The sequence below is a fragment of the Caulobacter segnis genome (assembly GCF_019931575.1).
In the GTDB taxonomy this organism is placed as follows: Bacteria; Pseudomonadota; Alphaproteobacteria; order Caulobacterales; family Caulobacteraceae; genus Caulobacter; species Caulobacter segnis_C.
Map to the genome: position 1 here is coordinate 1,707,256 of NZ_CP082923.1, position 18,112 is coordinate 1,725,367.

The window sequence follows — 18,112 nt, forward strand, 5'->3', positions numbered from 1 at the left end:
GGGACTCAGGGTTTCTTCTTGGCGCTGAACGGACGGATCACCACGGTCTCCTGCAGCCGCAGCGCCTCGCCCTTCTTCAGGACCAGCGGCGCGCGGCCGGGGAAGACGCAGTTCTGCATCGAGCGGTCATTATACAGCATCCAGCGCGTCACCGCCTGGCCGTTCGCCTTGCAGGCCAGGCCGACCGTCCAGGCCGGAGAGGCCTCGCCGGTCCAGGCGAAGCCCATCGACGCGCCGGCCGTGATCGCCCCGCCGTTCGGCGTGATCGTCTTGCCGCCCGAGGAAAAGGTCAGGTGCTCGGGATCCACCAGACGCATCGAGAAGCCGCCGAAGCCCCGATCGTCCTCGCTGCCGCCCAGGCCCAGGGCGTCGACGCGCGAGGTGATCGTGGTGTCGAACTCCACCCGCCGCGCCCCGGCCTTGAGCGGACGCACGGTGACCTTGGTGGTCTCGGTGGCGACATAGACGAGTTCCGGACCGGAATTGACCATCCAGTCGACGTCGACCGTCAGGGTCCCGCCGCCCTCGGCGTCGCCCAGGAAGCGCTTCTCGCGGACGAAATAGCTGAGGCCCTTCATGTACCAGCCGTCGGCGACGGTCTTGCCGCCCGCCTGCACCTTCATCCAGGCCCACCAGACGCCGCGCTGGTGCGGGTGGTCGCCGGGCCTGTCCTCGATGAGGGCCGTACCGTCCGGCGCGTAGAGCGCCCCGACATAGTTGGCGCGCCCGGGCTCGGCCGTCGGGTCCAGCGGCTTGGTCCGGTACGCCAGTACGGTCTTGCCGGCCTCGGTCAGGGTCACCGAGTCGTCGGCCAAGACGGCGTCGACGCGCTTGCCGATCGCCGGATCGGCCAGGGCGGGTCCGGCGATCACGATCAGGGCGGCGGCGAGAAAGGCGCGGAAGCTCATGCCTCGGTCCTCGGAAACGTTCGGAACGTATCAAGAACAATCTTGGCGTGCATGCAAGCTGAAACTTGGCCGCGGGCGCGACCGTTGTTGGCGCGAGGGGTCACGCCGATCCCGCTCAACCCTGGAGACGACGGATGATCGACCTCTCGCAGATCAAGGAACACCACGAAGTCGTCGGTTCAGACGGCGGCCATGTCGGCCGCGTCGATCACATCGCCGGCGGCGATATCGAGCTGACCAAGCTGGACCTGGGCTCGGGCTTCAAGCACCACCTGATCCCGCTGTCGTGGGTGGAGTATATCGACGACGACAAGGTCCACCTCAGCGTCACCAAGGACGACGCCAAGGCCCAGTGGCGCGAGAAGCACTGAGCCTGACCGGCTGGTGATTTCGAAGGCCTCCGCTCCAAAGGGCGGGGGCCTTTTTCTTGCGCGCTTGACCGTCCGCCAGAAGCAGCCGCCTATCCGCGCCACCAAAGCGGAGGGGTCTGGCATGTACACGCTCTACGGTTCGCCCAGCACGGCCGGCACGGCCATCCATTGGATGCTGCTGGAGCTGGAGGTCCCGTTCGACCTGAAGCTGCTCGACTTCGACAAGGGCGAGCACAAGACGCCGGAATACCTGGCGCTCAATCCCGACGGCGTGGTGCCGACCCTGGTCGTCGACGGCGCGCCGGTCACCCAGATGGCGGGCATCGCGACCCTGCTGGCCGAGCGCCACCCCGAGGCCGGCTTCGCGCCGCCGCCGGGCTCGCCGGCCCGGGCCGAGTATCTGACCTGGACCCTGTGGCTGGCCAACAGCTTCCAGCCGCACTTCCGGGCCTGGTTCTATCCGCACGAGCCCGCCGGCGAGGCGGCGCAGGAAGGCGCCAAGGCCGCCGCCCGCGAACGGATCGAGGCCGGCCTGGCGCGGCTGGACGCCCGTCTGGCCGATCGCGACTGGCTGGTCGGCGACCACTTCACGACGGTCGACCTCCTGGCCACGATCCTGTGCCGCTGGAGCCGCAACATGCCCAAGCCGGCGACCGCGTGGCCGAACCTCAAGCGCTATCTGGACCGCGTCCGCCAGCGCCCGGCGCTGCGCGAAGTCCACGCCCGCGAGGGCCTGACCGACTGGATCGACGGCTAGCTCGGAAGCCTCGACGCCAGGGCTCTTGTCTTCGTGTAACTTAAGGGTTACATGTAACCTCAACGTTACATGATCGTTGGGGCAAGAACCGATGCGTGGAGTGGGTCTGGTCGGCAAGGCCGAGCGGTTGGCCAAGCGGCGGGCGCGAATGTTCGCGGTGCTGGCCGTGGCCTTCCTGGGCCTGCAGACGGTCTACATCTCGAGCGGCGCGCTGCACGAGAACACCGCGCTGGCGCATTTCAAGATCGGGGCATGGGCGCTGAACGCCCTGGGGCTGCTGATCGCCCTGGCCACGGGCGGCGTCTTCTTGACGGGGCGCGACGTGCGCCACCTGATGAATGACGAGACGACCCTGGCGCACCGCCGGATCGCCATCGCCTGGGGCTTCTGGGCGATGATGGCGACGGGCTTTGGCCTTTACTTCCTGAGCCAGTTCGAGGCGGTGACGACCCGCGAAGCGCTGCACATGGTGATCACCTTCGGGACCGCCGCGCCGCTTCTGGTGTTTTCGTATCTGGAGCGACGCGCTTACCGCGATGCATGAACGGCTGAACAACCGCCTGCGTGACGCCCGGACGGCGAAGGGGCTGACCCAGGCGGACCTGGCCGAGCGGGCCGGCGTCTCACGCAAGACGATCAACACCGTCGAGAACGGGGTCTTCGTACCCTCGACCATCCTGGCGCTGACCCTGGCCAGGGTGCTGGAAACCAGCGTCGAGGACCTGTTCCAATTGCCGGAGTAGCGGCAAGGAAAAAGGGGACCGGCACGGGCCGATCCCCTTCGTCGTTTCAACAGCTTGGCTGCGCCTACTTCACGCTGGCGCAGAAGCGCTGGATGCGCTCGCAGGCGTCTTCCAGCACGTCGGTGCTGGTCGCGTAGCTGATGCGGAAGAACGGCGACAGGCCAAAGGCCGCGCCGTGCACGACCGCCACGCCCTCGGCTTCCAGCAGTTCGCCGGCGAAGTCCTCGTCGGTCTCGATGACCTTGCCCGAGGGCGCGGTCTTGCCGATCAGGCCGGCGCACGAGGGATAGACGTAGAACGCGCCTTCCGGCGTCGGGCAGTGCAGGCCGGTGGCCTGGTTCAGCATCGACACGACCAGGTCGCGGCGCTCCTGGAACAGCTTGGCGTTCGGCTTGATGAAGTCCTGCGGGCCGTTCAGGGCCTCCAGCGCCGCCCACTGCGAGATCGAGCAGGGGTTGGACGTCGTCTGGCTGATCATCTTGCCCATGGCCTTGATCAGCGCTTCGGGGCCCGCGGCGTAGCCGATGCGCCAGCCGGTCATCGAATAGCCCTTCGAGACGCCGTTCATCGTCAGGGTGCGGTCATAGAGCTTGGGCTCGACCTGGGCGATGGTGGTGAACTCGAAGTCGTCGAACACTAGGTGCTCGTACATGTCGTCGGTCAGCACCCAGACCTGCGGATGGCGCAGCAGCACGTCCGCGATCGCCTGCAGCTCGGCGCGGGTATAGGCGCCGCCCGAGGGGTTCGAGGGGCTGTTGATGATCAGCCACTTGGTCTTCGGCGTGATCGCCGCTTCCAGGGTCGCCGGCGTGATCTTGAAGCCGCTCTCGGCGGTGGTCTCGACCGAGACGGGCGTGCCGCCGGCCAGCAGGGTCATGTCGGGGTACGACACCCAGTACGGCGCGGGGATGATCACCTCGTCGCCGGGGTTCAGGGTGGCGACCAGGGCGTTGTAGATCACCGGCTTGCCGCCCGGGGCGACGTGGACCTGGCTGGGCTTGTACTCCAGGCCGTTCTCGCGCTTGAACTTGGCGCAGATGGCGGCCTTCAGCTCGGGCATGCCGTCCGGGTCGGTGTACTTGGTCTTGCCAGCCTTGATGGCCTCGATCGCGGCGTTCTTGATATTGTCCGGCGTGTCGAAGTCCGGTTCGCCCGCGGAAAGAGCGATCACGTCACGACCGGCGGCTTTCAGCGCGCGCGCCTTGGCGCTGATGGCGATGGTGGCCGACGGTGCGATACGCCGCAGTGCGGCGGACTCAAGCGACATCTTGCAGGACTCCCCTGTGCTTGCATGGCCCTTCAAGCGGGCCGTTTCAGGATTGCGGCGGTCTTTACGCCCCCGTTCGCCGCGGTGCAACGCGGCATGGCGCGTTTCCTCGACGTTTTGGCGACGCTTGGGGAAAGTAGCGTTCTTGCGCCGGGCCGGTCGCCGAGATAGCGCTAACATGCGTGGGGTCGATCACCGGCAAGGTGACGGTCCTCGCGGGGGAAACGCTGGCCGCTCGAACGGCCAAAAGGGGGAGGAACACCACCGTGAAGCTGAGGATTCTGTACATCGCCCTGGCCGTGCTGGCGCTGGCGGTGGGCGCGGCCTCGCCCGGCTTCGCCCGCCAGTCGGGCGACGGCGACATCATGCAGAGGGCGATCAACAAGCCCTCGGCCAACTGGTCGGTCTACGGCGCGGGCCAGCAGACCAGCGCGATCAAGGACAAGTCCGTCCAGGGCGGCGGGGCGATGAAGGTCGAGGTGCAGGCGGCCAGCGACAAGCCCTGGGGCGTCGGCGCCGCCCAGCCCATCACGGGCAAGGTCACCAAGGGCGACGTGCTGCTGGTGGCGTTCTGGGCCAAGGCCGAGAGCGTCGACGGCGGTCCGGCGACCGCCGACATCTCGGCCGTGCGCGTGCAGCAGTCGGCCGCGCCTTACGACGCGGCGATCCAGGGCGGGGTCAAGGTCGGCGGCGAGTGGAAGATGTACACCGTGCCCGGACGGGCCGCGATCGACATCCCGGCGGGCGAGGGCAGCGTCGGGCTGCACCTGGGGGCGGCCAAGCAGACGGTGCTGTTGGGCGCGGTGTTCGTGCTGGACTTCGGGCCGGACTACGACCTGAACAAGCTGGCCAACTAACCCCGCGCGCGGAGGGCCGCCGCGAAGCTGGCCAGGTGACGCGCGATCGCCTGGCGAGTGCGCTCGTCGGTCAGGACGCCGTTCTCGAACTTGGTGTGGGCCTGGCCGACCAGGATGTCCGACAGGGGCGTCAGGTCGCAGCCGGCCCGCTTGAGGTTCAGGCGCAGGGCGTCCTGGGCGCGGACCGTGCCGGTGATCCCGGGGCTGGCCCCAAGGGCGCAGGCCAGCTTGCCGTCCAGCGGCGCGGGCTTGCCGCGCGAAGCCCAGTCGATGGCGTTCTTCAGCACCGCCGTTAGGCCGCCGTTGTATTCGGGGCAGGCGATCAGCAGGCCGTCGGCGGCGCGGACGGCGTCCTTCCAGGCGGCGACCGGCGCGGGATCGCCCTGGTCCTCGACGTCCTGGTTGAAGAACGGCAGCTCGCCAAGGCCGAAGACCTCGATCGTCAGTTCGGCGGGGGCCAGGTCACGCGCGGCGTGGAGCAGGGCGGTGTTGTACGAGGCGGCCCGCAGGCTGCCGGAGACGGCGAGAATCTTCATGCGGCCTAGTTAGCCGGGCGGGCGACCGGATGTCTCGCCGGGCGGGCGCCGGAAAAACGCCGTGATCGCGGCGGATGTCCGCCCGTCGTTTCCGCGGCGCCGCTTGACCCTGGACGGCGCTTGCGCGAGGAGAACCCGTGATCCGCCGCCTCATCGACTTCGTCACCAACATGGACGCCCGCGCCTGGCGCACGGTGGCGGTCTCGTTCGTGCTGTTCGGCGGGGTGGGGCTGGTCTTCCTGTTCGGGGCGCAGCTGCTGGGCGTCAACGGCGAGACCGCCGTCGAGCACTGGCTGGGCGCGGCCAGCGGGCCGTGGGCCCTGCCGATGGCCGTGGCGGCCTTCGCGGTCATGGCGTTCCTGGGCGTGCCGCAGTTCGTGCTGATCGCCGCGGCGGTGGTGGCCTTCGGGCCCTGGACCGGCTTCGCCTACAGCTGGATCGGCACCCTGGTCTCGTCGCTGGTCGGCTTCTGGCTGGGCCGCGCCTACGGCGCGCGGATCCTGCGCGACTTCGCCGGCGAGGGCGTCAACAAGTTCATGCGGATGATCGGCAAGAACGGCTTCATGGCCAGCCTGATCGTGCGCCTGGTGCCGTCGGCGCCGTTCATCGTCGTCAACATGGCCGCCGGCGTGACGCCGATGAAGCTTCGCTACTTCGCCGCCGGGACCGCCATCGGTATCGTGCCCAAGATCGCCCTGACCGCCTTCGCCGGCAATTCGATCGTCCAGGCCATGAAGGGCGGCGGCAAGCAGCACATCGTCATGATCGTGCTGGCCATCGTCATCTGGCTGGGCATGGGCCTGGTCAGCCGCGCCTGGCTCAAGCGGCGCGAGGCGGGGGACGATGCGCAGGACTAAAAGGCGCCCGTCGATGTCGCATCCCGCGAACGGATCATCGGTCTTTCGCTCTGGTTTTGATGCGCCTGTCGCAGGTAAAGCGGCGATCCTGGAAGAAATTTGCGCGACCTGCGGCGGATCGCGCCGTCGGCGCAAATTGCTTGCTCGATTCCGGGGCGCTGTGTAGAAAGTCGGTCATGACTGTCGCGCGCGACCTGCTTTCGCTTCGGCTTATCAGCCCCTGGGCGCTCTAGGGGCCGCGCATCGTCGTGGCCGGGCGCACAGGGGACATTTGACCCGCAGCCCGCACGCCACACACCCCATTCGACGAGTACTTCCATGACCTCCGTATCCGCTAGCGCTTCCGACAAGCGCGACAACGTCGTCATTTTCGACACCACCATGCGCGACGGCGAGCAATCGCCCGGCGCGTCGATGTCGCTGGAAGAGAAGCTGGAACTGGCCAAGATCCTCGAGGAGATGGGGGTCGACATCATCGAGGCCGGCTTCCCGATCGCCTCGAACGGCGACTTCGAGGCCGTCCGCGAAGTGGCCAAGATCGTCAAGAACTCGACCATCGCCGGCCTGTGCCGCGCCCACCAGGTCGACATCGACCGCTGCGCCGAGGCCCTGAAGCCGACGCAGCGCGGCCGGATCCACGTGGTCATCGCCACGTCCGACCTGCACATGAAGCACAAGCTGCAGATGGAGCCGGATGCCGTCATCGACGTGATCGCCCGCTCGGTGGCCCACGCCCGCAACCTGCGCGACGACGTCGAGTGGTCGGCCGAGGACGCCACCCGCAGCGACCGCCAGTTCCTGCGCCGCGCGGTCGAGACCGCCATCAAGGCCGGGGCCACGACGATCAACCTGCCCGACACGGTGGGCTACACCTATCCGTCGGAATACGCCGACCTGTTCAACTGGATGGTCAGCAACGTCGAGGGCGCCGACAAGGTGATCTTCTCGACCCACTGCCACAACGACCTGGGCCTGGCCGTGGCCAACAGCCTGGCCGGGGTGCAGGGCGGCGCCCGCCAGGTGGAATGCGCCATCAACGGCCTGGGCGAGCGCGCCGGCAACGCCGCGCTGGAAGAGATCGTCATGGCCCTGAAGGTGCGCGGCGACCGCCTGCCGTTCCGCACGGGCATCGACACCACCCACATCACCCGCGCCAGCCGCTACGTCTCGGCCATCACCGGCTTCCCGGTGCAGTACAACAAGGCCATCGTCGGCAAGAACGCCTTCGCGCACGAGAGCGGCATCCACCAGGACGGCATGCTCAAGAACCGCGAGACCTACGAGATCATGACGCCGGAGTCGGTGGGCCAGGCCCCGTCGAGCCTGGTCATGGGCAAGCACTCGGGCAGCCACGCCTTCCGCGCTAAGCTGAAGGACCTGGGCTACGAGCTGGGCGAGAACGCGCTGAAGGAAGCCTTCGGCCGCTTCAAGGACCTGGCCGACCGCAAGAAGCATGTCTACGACGACGACATCATCGCCCTGGTCGACGACGCCCTGGCGCGCGGCTCGGAGAAGATCCGCGTCGCCCACCTGCGCGTCGTGGCCGGCACCGAAGGCCAGTCGGCCGAGCTGACCCTGGACGTCGATGGCGTCTCCAGCACCGCCGAGGCCACCGGTGACGGTCCGGTCGACGCCGTGTTCAACGCCATCCACAAGATCGTGCCGCACAGCGCCGCCCTGCGCCTCTTCCAGGTGCACGCGGTGACCGAGGGCACCGACGCCCAGGCCCAGGTCTCGGTGCGTCTGGAGGAGGACGGCCGCATCGCCACCGGGGCGGCCGCCGACACCGACACCCTGACGGCCTCGGCCAAGGCGTACGTCAACGCCCTCAACAACCTCTTCGCCCGCAAGGAGAAGAGCCGGCCCGAAGCGGCGATCGCCAGCGGCTTCTAGAGCGCGATAGCCAAAAGTGGCTGCCGGTTTTGGCGGCCATCGCGCTCCAGAGTTAAGCGGCTTCGCGACGCGAGCTGAAAGGCCGCGTCGCCAGGATCTCGGCCCCCAGGTGCGCATGGGGCTGAACCTCCAGGCCCAGTTCCCGCAAACTGTCGGCGAGCGCCCTGCGGGGCGTCTCGTCCAGCAGGGCGCCGGCGTCCACGACCAGCGTCCCGCCGGGGCGCAGCATCGTATAGGTCGCGGCGATGACGGCGCGTGCGTCCGGCAGGGTCTGGCAGCCCAGCACCAGCAGCAGATCGCTGCGTTCGTCGGCCGCCCCGCAGGTGGCCCGGCGCGCGGCCTCGACGCGCTGGTAGCCGCGCCGCCACAGCTGGCACATGGCTTCACCGGCTCCAGGGCCGGCGACGGCCACGAAGCACAGCGGCGTGGCCTGGGCCAGCTCCAGCATGCGGTCCAGGGCGGGATTGATCCCCTCGGTGGGCACGCCCAGCAGGAACTGGGCGGCTTGCCTAAGCGGATGGGGTGACATGGTCGGTAAGCCTTCTTCTGACGCGGCCCGCCACGCGGCGAGCCCGCGTCCATGCTTCTGCGCGCAAGGCCCGCAAGGGCTCCATTCGGAAACAGGCCCTTCGACATAAGGGCCGCGTAAGGAACGACATGATGTTCGGCGACCATGAACACGCCGCGCCGCCGGCCTGGACCGAGATCCGGGCGCGCTCGACCGCGCTGGGCTTCGACATGCCTTCCGAGGCGAACACCGGCGCGCTTCTGCGCCTCCTGGCGGCCTCCAAGCCCGGTGGGCGGATGCTGGAGCTGGGCACTGGGACGGGCCTGGCCACCGCCTGGCTGATGGACGGCCTGGACGCCTCGGCCAGCTTGGTCAGCGTCGACGTCGATCCGGCCGTGCAAGACGTCGCGCGCGGACATCTGAAGGACAGCCGCCTGCGCTTCGTGCTGGCCGACGGACTGGACTATGTCCGCGAGCAGGCGCCGGAGAGTTTCGACCTGATCTTCGCGGACGCCTGGCCCGGCAAGTACGAGGGGCTGGACGAGACCCTGGAGCTGCTGAAGCGGGGAGGGCTGTACGTGATCGACGACATGCTGCCCCAGCCGAATTGGCCTGAGGGGCATCAGGCGCGGGTTGACGATCTGGCGGCGCGGCTGGAAAGCCGTCCGGACCTGATCGTGACGCGTCTGGCGTGGGCGTCGGGCCTGATCGTCGGGGCGAAGGCATGATCTGGATTCCCATCACCGTGGGCGCGGCCGCCCTGCAGGTCGCCCGCAACGCCGCCCAGCGCTCGATCATGGGCGGGGCGGGGCCCTGGGGCGCGACCCTGGTCCGCTTCCTGTTCGGCCTGCCGTTCGCCACGCTGTTCGCCCTCGTCGCCTGGCTTGCGACACCGGGCGCGGTCGCCCATCCCACGCCGACCTTCTGGCTGGCCTGCGCGGCCGGAGCGGCGTTGCAGATAGGCGCGACGGCGGCGCAGCTGACGGCCATGCACCGCTCGACCTTCGCCCTGGGCACGGCCATGCAGCAAAGCGGCCTCCTGTTCGCCCTGGGGTGGGGCGCGCTGTTCTTCGGCGACAAGGTCGGGCCGGTGACCTGGTTGGGCGCCCTGGTCGCCACGGCGGGCCTGGCCGCCCTGACCTGGCCGCGGGGCGAGATGGCGATGCGCCGGGGCGCGGTGACGGCCGGGCTGGGGGCGGGGGCGATGTTCGCGCTGTGCGCCAACTGCTTCCGCCAGGCCGGTCTGGCCTTCGAGCCCGCCCATCCGGCCGCCTCGGCCTTCGTGACGGTGATGGTGGTGCAGGCCATGCAGACGGTCGCGCTGAGCGCCTGGCTGGCCTGGCGGAATCCAGACGCCCTGAAGGCGGTGGTCGCCGCTTGGCGCCAGTCGCTGGGCGCGGGCTTTTGCGGCGCGGCGGCCTCGGGCCTGTGGTTCACGGCGATGACGCTCTCGCCGGTCGGGCCGGTGAGGGCGGTCGGGGTGGTCGAGATGCCGATCGCCGCCATCGCCGGACGTCGTCTGTTCAAGGAACGTCTGTCGACGCTTCAGATGATCGCGGGACTGATAACCGCCGTCGGGGTCGCCATGGCCGCGCTCGGCTAGATTTCGCCACTTTGGGATGCTTGGCCAACTTGACCGCAAAAGCCTGGGAAGAGCCCGCGAATAGACCTTGAAATCAACGCTTTCGCAGTGCAAACGGGCGGCGTCGGCGCGCCTCTCGGCCGTTTTGACGACGGCGCGGCCAGGCGGCGGCGCACCGGTCAAGCGACGAGGCGTGCGGACTGGGGCGAAATCCCCTAAATGCGGGAATCATGTTGTCCTCGCATTAACTGAAGTAGGAGCCATTTCTTCTCCGCCGATCCTGTCCTCGGGACGGAAAAGGCTCCGCTTCTTCGATCTGCTACTTCGACCTGCCCGTCCGTAACGCCCCTCCTACCCTTCAGTCAGGGCCTTCAATGTTCTCTTCCCTCTTCGGCGTGATCTCGAACGACATCGCCATCGACCTCGGAACGGCCAACACCCTCATCTACATGAAGGGCAAGGGGATCGTTCTGAACGAACCGTCGGTGGTGGCTCTGCGCAATGTTGGCGGTCGAAAGATCGTCCACGCCGTGGGCATCGAGGCCAAGCAGATGCTGGGCCGCACCCCGGGCCACATGGAAGCCATCCGCCCGATGCGCGACGGCGTCATCGCCGACTTCGAAGTCGCCGAGGAGATGATCAAGTACTTCATCCGCAAGGTTCACAACCGCAAGGGCTTCGTGAACCCGAAGGTGATCGTGTGCGTGCCGTCGGGCGCCACCGCCGTGGAACGCCGCGCCATCAACGACAGCTGCCTGAACGCCTCGGCCCGTCGCGTCGGCCTGATCGACGAGCCGATGGCCGCCGCGATCGGCGCCGGCCTGCCGATCCACGAGCCGACCGGCTCGATGGTGGTCGACATCGGTGGCGGCACCACCGAGGTGGCCGTGCTGTCGCTGTCGGGCATCGTCTATTCGCGCAGCGTCCGCGTCGGCGGCGACAAGATGGACGAGGCGATCATCAGCTACATGCGTCGCCACCATAACCTGCTGATCGGCGAGACGACCGCCGAGCGCATCAAGAAGGAAATCGGCACCGCCCGCGCGCCGGCCGACGGCGAGGGCCTGTCGATCGACGTCAAGGGCCGCGACCTGATGCAGGGCGTGCCGCGCGAAGTCCGCATCTCGGAAAAGCAGGCCGCCGACGCGCTGGCCGAACCGGTCGGGCAGATCGTGGAAGCCGTGAAGGTGGCCCTGGAAGCCACCCCGCCGGAACTGGCCTCGGACATCGCCGACAAGGGCATCATGCTGACGGGCGGCGGCGCGCTGCTGCGCGGCCTCGACGCCGAGATTCGCGACCATACCGGCCTGCCGGTTACCGTGGCCGACGACCCGCTGTCGTGCGTGGCCCTGGGCTGCGGCAAGGTGCTGGAGCACCCGAAGTGGATGAAGGGCGTCCTGGAATCCACGCTCGCCTAGTTCTAGGGTCCCTCTAGAGGCGCCTCGGGGGGCGCCGGGAGACGAAAGTTCGTGCCCTTTCGCGAAGGTCCCCTCGGCGACCTGAAAGTGCCGCTTACCTGGACGGCGGCGGTGGCCCTGGTCGTGGCGGCCGTCATCGCCGTCGCCTTCCTACTGGCCGATCGCCGCGAGACCCTCCAGGACCAAGCGTACGGCGTGACCCGCCAAACCGTCGACGTGGTGGCCAAGCCGGTCAGCGGCGCTATTTCGGCGCCGGGGCGCTGGACGGGCCTGGGGCTGGACTACGTCCGCAGCTATTTCTTCACGGCCAGCGAGAACCGCCGCCTGAAGGTCGAACTGGCCGAGATGCGACAGTGGCGTGACCGCGCCCTGGCCCTGCAGGACCAGAACGAGCGCTTCAAGTCGCTGATGGGTCTGCGGACGGATCCGCCGATCCCGATGGCCGCCGCCCGCGTGGTCAGCGACAGCCGCGGTCCCTTCGCGAACACTCGCCTGGCCGACGCCGGGGCCGAGCGCGGCATCCAGGTCGGCAATCCGGCGCTGAACGAGCGCGGCCTGGTCGGCCGCGTGGTCGGCGTCTCGCATGGCGCCAGCCGCATCCTGCTGCTGACCGACATCGCCTCGCGCACGCCGGTGATGATCGACCGCACCAACGCCCGCGCCATCCTGACCGGCGACGGCGGTCCCAATCCCAAGCTGGAATACCTGCGCGGCGTCGATCCGATCCAGCAGGGCGATCGCGTCGTCACCTCCGGCGACGGCGGCGTGGTGCCGCGCGGCCTGCCGGTGGGCGCGGCCGTGAAGGGCCTGGATGGCCGCTGGCGTGTGGTGCTGTTCGCCGACCAGTCGTCGATCGACTACGTCCGCATCCTGTTGTTCAAGGACTTCGCCCAGCTGGCCGACGAGAAGGAGCTGCAGGCCAAGACCCTGCCGCCGGTGACGACCGAGGATCCGCAGACCTCGATCCTGTCGGCCCCGCCACCGCCGGCGACGCCGCCCGCCGCCGTGCCGACCCCGACGACGCCCCCGGCCGCAGCGACCGCGCAACCCAAGCCAGCCGCGCCGAAGCCGGCCGCGCCCAGGCCGGCCGCCGCCACGCCGCCGCCGGCGTCGACCGGAGCGCCCCGATGAGCGTGGGCGGCGCGCGGCCTCTCAATCCTGGCCGCTGGCTGGGCGTGCCGATGCTGCTGAGCGTGGTGGCGACGGTCCTGTTCGCCGCGCCGATCCGCGTCTGGGGCCTGCAACTGCCCGAGCCGGTGTTCGCCATGGTCCCGGCCTTCGCCTGGGCCATGATCCGCCCCTCGATCCTGGCGCCGTTCGCGCTTCTGCTGCTGGGCCTGTTCCTCGACATCTTCTGGGGCGGACCGACCGGCCTGTGGGGCCTGTCGCTGCTGGTCGCCTACGCCGTGGTGCTGATCCTGCGCAACGCCGTGAGCGGCCAGAGCCGCCCGATCATGTGGGTCTGGTTCGCCGGTGTCACGGCCATCGCCATGACCGCAGGCTTCCTGTTCACCATGCTCGACAGCCTGGCCATGCCCAGCCTGCTGGCCGTATTCTGGCAGTTCCTGGTCACGGCGCTGCTCTTCCCGTTCGCCCACCGCCTGGTCGATCGCTTCGAGGACGCCGACGTGCGGTTCCGGTGAGGCCATGAGCGAACCGTCCATCTTCTTCTTCGAGGTCAACGAGCGTCAGGGGGTCTTCCACCGGCGCGCGTTCCTGCTGGGCGGCTTCACGGGCGCGGGCCTGCTGGCCCTGGGCGGTCGCCTGGCGCAGCTGCAGCTGGTCGAGGCCCAGCGCTACCAGAAGCTTTCGGCCGGCAACCAGTTCAACTACCGCCTGGTCCCGCCGCCGCGCGGCCTGATCCTGGATCGCAACGGCGTGTCGCTGGCGTCCAATCGGCCCAACTTCCGGCTGATGATCAACAAGGACAAGGGGCTGGATGCCGAGGCCGTCATGGACGACCTGGCCAAGCTGGTCCCGATCGACGGCAGTCGTCGCGCCCGCGTGCTGAAGGAGCTGGACCGCGCGCCGCGCAAGGCCCCGGTCGTGGTCATGGAGGACCTCTCCTGGGAGGAGTTCTCGCGCGTCAACATCCGCGCGCCGGAACTGCCCAACGTCACCGCCGACATGGGCGAGGTGCGAGTCTATCCGTTCGGCGGCGCCTTCGCCCACGTGATCGGCTACGTCGCCAAGGTTTCGGACCGCGACCTTGACGCGGCCAAGGACGACGCGACCCAGGACCAGGAGCTGCTGCACCATCCGGGCTTCCGGATCGGCAAGCAGGGGGTCGAGAAGGCCTTCGACAAGGATCTGCGCGGTCGCGCCGGCGCGACCAAGGCCGAGGTCGACGCCCAGGGCCGCGTCGTGCGGCTGGACCCGGCCGGCGACATCCCGCCGGCGCCGGGCAAGGAGATCCGCCTCACCCTGGACGCCGACATCCAGAACCGCGCCCTGGAGGTGATGGGCGACGAGAGCGGCGCCATCGTCGTGATGGACGTGCGCAACGGCGACCTGCTGGCCATGGTCTCGGCTCCCAGCTTCGACGCCAACCGCTTCGTCAAGGGCCTGTCGGGCGCGGAGTACAAAGCCCTGGCCGAGTACGAGCGCAAGCCGCTGCTGGACAAGTCGATGACCGGCCTGTTCCCGCCGGGCTCGACCTTCAAGCCCACGGTGGCCTTGGCGGCGCTGACGGCGGGCATCGACCCGGAGCTGCGGATCAACTGTCCCGGCAGCTGGTACTATGGCGGCCGCGTCTGGCGCTGCTGGGAAAAGGGCGGCCACGGCCCCCAGAACATGCACGACGCGATCAAGAACTCCTGCGACGTCTATTTCTACCAGACGTCGCTGAAGGTCGGTCCCGACGCCATCGCCAACGCGGCGCGCGCCATGGGCTTCGGCCAGCTGTTCGACATCGGCATTCCCGGCCAGAAGAAGGGCAACGTTCCCGACCGGGCCTGGAAGAAGCGGGCCTTCAAGAAGAATCCGGCCAACCAGATCTGGTTTCCCGGCGAGACCCCCAGCTACGGGATCGGGCAGGGGGCCCTGACGGTCAACGCCCTGCAGCTGGCGGTGATGACCTCGCGCCTGGCCAACAGCAAGAAGGCGCTGGTGCCGCGCCTGATCAAGTCCGTGGGCGGCAAGGAGCAGCCCAGCGGCGCGGAAGTGCCCGACCTGCCGTTCTCGCAGGAGCACCTGAACTATGTGCGCGGCGGCATGGCGGCCGTGGCCAACGACGTGCGCGGCACGGCCTACAAGCAGAGCCAGCTGGGCCTGGGCGACGTGCAGATGGCCGGCAAGACCGGCACCGCCCAGGTGCGCAGCTATGACGGCGTCGCCAACCGCAAGGGCGCCGGCACCATCTGGCGGCTAAAGGACCACAACCTGTTCGTGGCCTTCGCGCCCTACGACGACCCGCGCTACGCCGTGGCGGTCATCGTCGAGCACGGCGGCATGGGCGGCGCCACGGCTGGCGCCCCGCGCGCCCGCGAGGTGATGCGCGTGGCCCTGCTGAAGGATCCGGAGATCCGCGCCCGCATCGAACGCCCCGCGCCCCTGCCCGAGGCCGCGCCCGAGGACGTGATGGAGGGCGTCGCGCCGGAGGATCCGATCGAGACGCCGACGCCGCAGCCGGACGTCGCGCCGACCCCCACGCCCGCCACGCCTCAAGGAGGCCCGAGATGACCCTGAGCGGCGGCCTGACCCGTCCGGGCGAACGCGATCGCCCGATCATCAAGTTCATGGAGATCGACTGGACCTTCTGCCTGGTCCTGGCCCTGATCGCGGGGACGGGCGCGCTGATGCTGTTCTCGATCGCCGGGGCCTCCTGGGAGCCCTGGGCCGACAAGCACCTGCTGCGCTTCGGCGTCTATTTCATCATCATGATCATCCTGGCCCTGTGCGACCTGCGCTGGTGGTTCAACGCGGCCTATCCGGTCTATGTGGTCGGGGTGCTGCTGCTGGTCGCCGTCGACTTGGTCGGGGACATCTCGCTGGGCGCCCAGCGCTGGCTGCAGGTGGGGCCGCTGCGCTTCCAGCCGTCCGAGGTGATGAAGATCGGCCTCGTGCTGGCGCTGGCCCGCTTCTATCACGGGCTTTCGGCAGACCGGGCCCGGATGTCGTGGTGGCTCCTGATCCCGGCGGCGATGATCGGCGTGCCGTTCCTGCTGGTGGCCAAGCAGCCCGACCTGGGCACCGCCATCCTGCTGGGGGCGACGGGCGCGGCGATCATGGTCCTGGCCGGCCTGTCCTGGCGGATCATCGCGGCCATGGCCGGCGCGGCGGCCCTGGCCATTCCGCCCTTCATCATGTTCGGGCTGCACGACTACCAGCGCAACCGGATCCTGACCTTCCTGAACCCCGAGCAGGACCCGTCCGGCGACGGCTATCACATCCTGCAGTCCAAGATCGCCCTTGGCTCGGGCGGCCTGCTGGGCAAGGGCTTCGGCCTGGGCTCGCAGAGCCAGCTGAACTTCCTGCCCGAGAAGCAGACCGACTTCATCTTCGCCACCCTGGCCGAGGAGTTCGGCTTCATCGGCTGCTTCGGCGTGCTGTTCCTGTACGGCGCGGTGATCTTCATGGCCCTGCGTATCGCCTCGATCAGCCACAGCCACTTCGGACGCTTGGCGGCGGCCGGGGTGACGGCGACCTTTTCGCTGTACGTGCTGATCAACGGGGCCATGGTCATGGGCTTGGCCCCCGTGGTGGGCGTGCCCATGCCGATGCTGTCGTACGGCGGCACCGTCATGCTGACGGTCATGGTCGGCTTCGGCCTGGTGCAGTCCGTGCGCGTGCACCGCTACACCGAGGTGACCAGCGGCAAGGGCTCGCTGGTCTGATGACCGCCGAGGACGAGGACGGGGCCGAGCTGCTGCCGGTCCTCGTCACGCCGCGCCTTCGCCTCCGCTGTTTCCGGCCCGAGGATGCTCCGGCCCTGTCCGCCAACCTGACGCCGCCGGTGATCCGCTGGCTGACCTCGTGGCCGGATCCCGTCACGGTCGAGGTCGCCGCCCGCCGCATCGCCGAGGCGCGCGAGGGCGCTCGTCAGGGCTGGCACGTGGGCTACGCGATCGAGCGCCTGTCGGACGGTCGGCTGATCGGCGGCTTCGGCGGCGGCGCGCCCGACGGCGGGGTCGAGATCGGCTATCATCTGGCCGAGCACGCCCAGGGCCAGGGCTACATGCTGGAGGCGGCCCGGGCGGGGCTGGCGGCGATGTGGGATCTTCTGCCGACGCCAACGATCGTGGCCCAGGCGCATCCGGACAACGCCGGCTCGCGGGCGATCCTGACCCGGCTGGGCATGCGCATGACGGGCGAGGGGCCGGCCTATGCGCCGGCGCGCGGGATTTGGGAGCCCGGCTGCTTCTACGAGATCGCCCGGCCCTGAGCCGACCCTAGCGGAGCAGCGCCGCCTCGGTCGCCCGCACCAGGCCGTCGATGACGCCCGGCTCGGTCGAGGCATGGCCGGCGTCCCAGACGATGTCGAACCGCGCCTCGGGCCAGGCCTTGTGCAGCCGCCAGGCGCTGTCCAGCGGCGTGACCACGTCGAAGCGGCCCTGGACGATCCAGCCGGGGATGTGGCGGATCCTGTCGATGTTCTTCAGGATCCAGTCGTCGTGATCGAAGAAGCCCTTGTTGGTGAAGAAGTGGCACTCGATCCGCGCGAAGGCGATCGCGAAGTCCTCTTCATTGAATTTCGGGGGGCGGGCCTCCGGCCCTCGCAGCGAGATGGTGTCGCCTTCCCACTGGCTCCAGGCCGAGGCGGCTTCCAGCTGCACGCGGCGGTCGGGAGACACCAGCCGGCGGTGATAGGCGGCCATCAGGTCGCCGCGCTCGTCCTCGGGGATCGGGGCCAGGAACCGCTCCCAGGCGTCCGGAAACAGCATCGAGGCGCCTTCCTGGTAGAACCAGCGCAGCTCGCGCTCGGTCAGCAGGAAGATGCCGCGCAGGACCAGGCCGTCGACCCGGTCGGGGTGGGCGATGGCGTAGGCCAGGGCCAGGGTCGATCCCCACGAGCCACCGAACACGGTCCACTTCTCGACGCCCAGGTGCTCGCGCAGGCGCTCGATGTCCTCGATCAGACTCCAGGTGGTGTTGTCGTCCAGGCTGGCGTTCGGCCGCGAGCGGCCGCAGCCGCGCTGGTCGAACAGGGTCATGCGCCACTTGGCCGGGTCGAAGAACCGCCGCATGGTCGGATTGACCGCGCCGCCCGGACCGCCGTGCAAGATCACGCAGGGCTTGCCGCGCGGGTTGCCGCATTCCTCGTAATAGATCTCGTGCGGACCGCCGGTCCGCATCCAGCCGAACGAGAACGGCTCGACCTCGCGAAAGAGGCCGCGACGACCGACGGAACTCATGGCGGCGGCGGAAGCGTTACGATCCATGACGCGAACCCTAACTTGGTTTGCATTGGCCTGTG

General features: G+C 69.0%; 21 protein-coding genes. 16 read left to right on the forward strand and 5 right to left on the reverse strand.

All coding sequences use genetic code 11. The features are described 5' to 3' along the window. Nucleotides 1-5: 5 nt before the first annotated feature. Entirely contained in the window at nt 6-908 is a 903-nt protein-coding gene (locus tag K8940_RS07945) for a DUF6807 family protein (protein WP_223394485.1), read from the reverse strand. Between the two features lie 134 nt (nt 909-1,042). Between K8940_RS07945 and K8940_RS07950 the strand changes: the two genes are divergently transcribed. The 4 genes from K8940_RS07950 (at nt 1,043) to K8940_RS07965 (ending at nt 2,779) form a co-directional block, all read left to right on the forward strand. Beyond that, nucleotides 1,043-1,279, forward strand: coding sequence for a DUF2171 domain-containing protein (locus K8940_RS07950; protein ID WP_223394487.1), 237 nt, complete (start codon nt 1,043-1,045; stop codon nt 1,277-1,279). 121 nt (nt 1,280-1,400) lie between these two features. Further along, entirely contained in the window at nt 1,401-2,036 is a 636-nt protein-coding gene (locus K8940_RS07955; protein ID WP_223394489.1) for a glutathione S-transferase family protein, read from the forward strand. A 91-nt stretch (nt 2,037-2,127) separates the two neighbouring features. Continuing rightward, nucleotides 2,128-2,580, forward strand: coding sequence for a hypothetical protein (locus tag K8940_RS07960; protein WP_223394491.1), 453 nt, complete (start codon nt 2,128-2,130; stop codon nt 2,578-2,580). Further along, nucleotides 2,573-2,779 carry a helix-turn-helix transcriptional regulator gene (locus K8940_RS07965; protein WP_223394493.1) on the forward strand — a complete coding sequence of 69 codons (207 nt, stop codon included), beginning with the start codon at nt 2,573-2,575 and terminating at the stop codon, nt 2,777-2,779. Before K8940_RS07960 ends, K8940_RS07965 begins: the two co-directional genes overlap by 8 nt. Before the next feature lie 64 nt (nt 2,780-2,843). Here K8940_RS07965 and K8940_RS07970 read toward each other — a convergent pair whose 3' ends face one another. After that, complete coding sequence (locus K8940_RS07970; RefSeq protein WP_223394495.1) at nt 2,844-4,046, reverse strand: pyridoxal phosphate-dependent aminotransferase; 1,203 nt, start codon at nt 4,044-4,046, stop codon at nt 2,844-2,846. Between the two features lie 266 nt (nt 4,047-4,312). Here K8940_RS07970 and K8940_RS07975 point away from each other — a divergent pair, with 266 nt between their 5' ends. After that, complete coding sequence (locus K8940_RS07975; RefSeq protein WP_223394497.1) at nt 4,313-4,903, forward strand: carbohydrate binding domain-containing protein; 591 nt, start codon at nt 4,313-4,315, stop codon at nt 4,901-4,903. Here K8940_RS07975 and K8940_RS07980 read toward each other — a convergent pair. Then, nucleotides 4,900-5,439, reverse strand: coding sequence for an NADPH-dependent FMN reductase (locus K8940_RS07980; protein WP_223394499.1), 540 nt, complete (start codon nt 5,437-5,439; stop codon nt 4,900-4,902). The genes K8940_RS07975 and K8940_RS07980 overlap by 4 nt on opposite strands. A gap of 137 nt (nt 5,440-5,576) precedes the next feature. On the opposite strand from K8940_RS07980, the gene K8940_RS07985 reads away from it, so the two are divergent. The 3 genes from K8940_RS07985 to K8940_RS07995 all read left to right on the forward strand — a co-directional run bounded on the left by K8940_RS07985 (nt 5,577) and on the right by K8940_RS07995 (nt 8,189). Beyond that, entirely contained in the window at nt 5,577-6,296 is a 720-nt protein-coding gene (locus tag K8940_RS07985) for a TVP38/TMEM64 family protein (RefSeq protein ID WP_223394501.1), read from the forward strand. 176 nt (nt 6,297-6,472) lie between these two features. Next, nucleotides 6,473-6,529 (forward strand): hypothetical protein, encoded by a 57-nt coding sequence (locus tag K8940_RS07990; RefSeq protein WP_127847010.1) that lies wholly within the window; start codon nt 6,473-6,475, stop codon nt 6,527-6,529. 85 nt (nt 6,530-6,614) lie between these two features. Beyond that, a complete protein-coding gene (locus K8940_RS07995; RefSeq protein WP_223394503.1) occupies nt 6,615-8,189 on the forward strand; it encodes a 2-isopropylmalate synthase in 1,575 nt (524 codons plus the stop codon). Nucleotides 8,190-8,241: 52 nt separating this feature from the next. Here K8940_RS07995 and K8940_RS08000 read toward each other — a convergent pair whose 3' ends face one another. Further along, nucleotides 8,242-8,718, reverse strand: a complete 477-nt coding sequence (locus K8940_RS08000; protein WP_223394505.1) for a hypothetical protein — start codon at nt 8,716-8,718, stop codon at nt 8,242-8,244. A 131-nt stretch (nt 8,719-8,849) separates the two neighbouring features. Between K8940_RS08000 and K8940_RS08005 the strand changes: the two genes are divergently transcribed. From K8940_RS08005 to K8940_RS08040, 8 genes are all read left to right on the forward strand, one after another. Further along, nucleotides 8,850-9,425 carry an O-methyltransferase gene (locus K8940_RS08005; RefSeq protein ID WP_223394508.1) on the forward strand — a complete coding sequence of 192 codons (576 nt, stop codon included), beginning with the start codon at nt 8,850-8,852 and terminating at the stop codon, nt 9,423-9,425. Continuing rightward, entirely contained in the window at nt 9,422-10,300 is an 879-nt protein-coding gene (locus K8940_RS08010) for a DMT family transporter (protein ID WP_223394510.1), read from the forward strand. Before K8940_RS08005 ends, K8940_RS08010 begins: the two co-directional genes overlap by 4 nt. Nucleotides 10,301-10,653: 353 nt before the next feature. After that, nucleotides 10,654-11,697 carry a rod shape-determining protein gene (locus K8940_RS08015; RefSeq protein WP_004623009.1) on the forward strand — a complete coding sequence of 348 codons (1,044 nt, stop codon included), beginning with the start codon at nt 10,654-10,656 and terminating at the stop codon, nt 11,695-11,697. A 51-nt stretch (nt 11,698-11,748) separates the two neighbouring features. After that, the gene (gene mreC / locus K8940_RS08020) at nt 11,749-12,828 is read left to right on the forward strand and encodes a rod shape-determining protein MreC (protein ID WP_223394512.1); all 1,080 of its coding nucleotides are present in this window, start codon (nt 11,749-11,751) and stop codon (nt 12,826-12,828) included. Beyond that, nucleotides 12,825-13,340, forward strand: coding sequence for a hypothetical protein (locus K8940_RS08025; RefSeq protein ID WP_223394514.1), 516 nt, complete (start codon nt 12,825-12,827; stop codon nt 13,338-13,340). The genes mreC and K8940_RS08025 overlap by 4 nt, the downstream gene beginning before the upstream one ends. A 4-nt stretch (nt 13,341-13,344) precedes the next feature. Beyond that, nucleotides 13,345-15,378, forward strand: coding sequence for a penicillin-binding protein 2 (mrdA, locus tag K8940_RS08030; RefSeq protein ID WP_223394516.1), 2,034 nt, complete (start codon nt 13,345-13,347; stop codon nt 15,376-15,378). Continuing rightward, nucleotides 15,375-16,532: a rod shape-determining protein RodA gene (gene rodA, locus K8940_RS08035; protein WP_223394518.1), complete on the forward strand. Its 1,158-nt coding sequence runs from the start codon at nt 15,375-15,377 to the stop codon at nt 16,530-16,532. Before mrdA ends, rodA begins: the two co-directional genes overlap by 4 nt. Beyond that, nucleotides 16,532-17,080 (forward strand): GNAT family N-acetyltransferase, encoded by a 549-nt coding sequence (locus K8940_RS08040; RefSeq protein WP_223394519.1) that lies wholly within the window; start codon nt 16,532-16,534, stop codon nt 17,078-17,080. The genes rodA and K8940_RS08040 overlap by 1 nt, the downstream gene beginning before the upstream one ends. A gap of 7 nt (nt 17,081-17,087) precedes the next feature. Here K8940_RS08040 and pip read toward each other — a convergent pair whose 3' ends face one another. Then, nucleotides 17,088-18,077 carry a prolyl aminopeptidase gene (gene pip, locus K8940_RS08045; protein ID WP_223394520.1) on the reverse strand — a complete coding sequence of 330 codons (990 nt, stop codon included), beginning with the start codon at nt 18,075-18,077 and terminating at the stop codon, nt 17,088-17,090. Nucleotides 18,078-18,112: the final 35 nt, after the last annotated feature.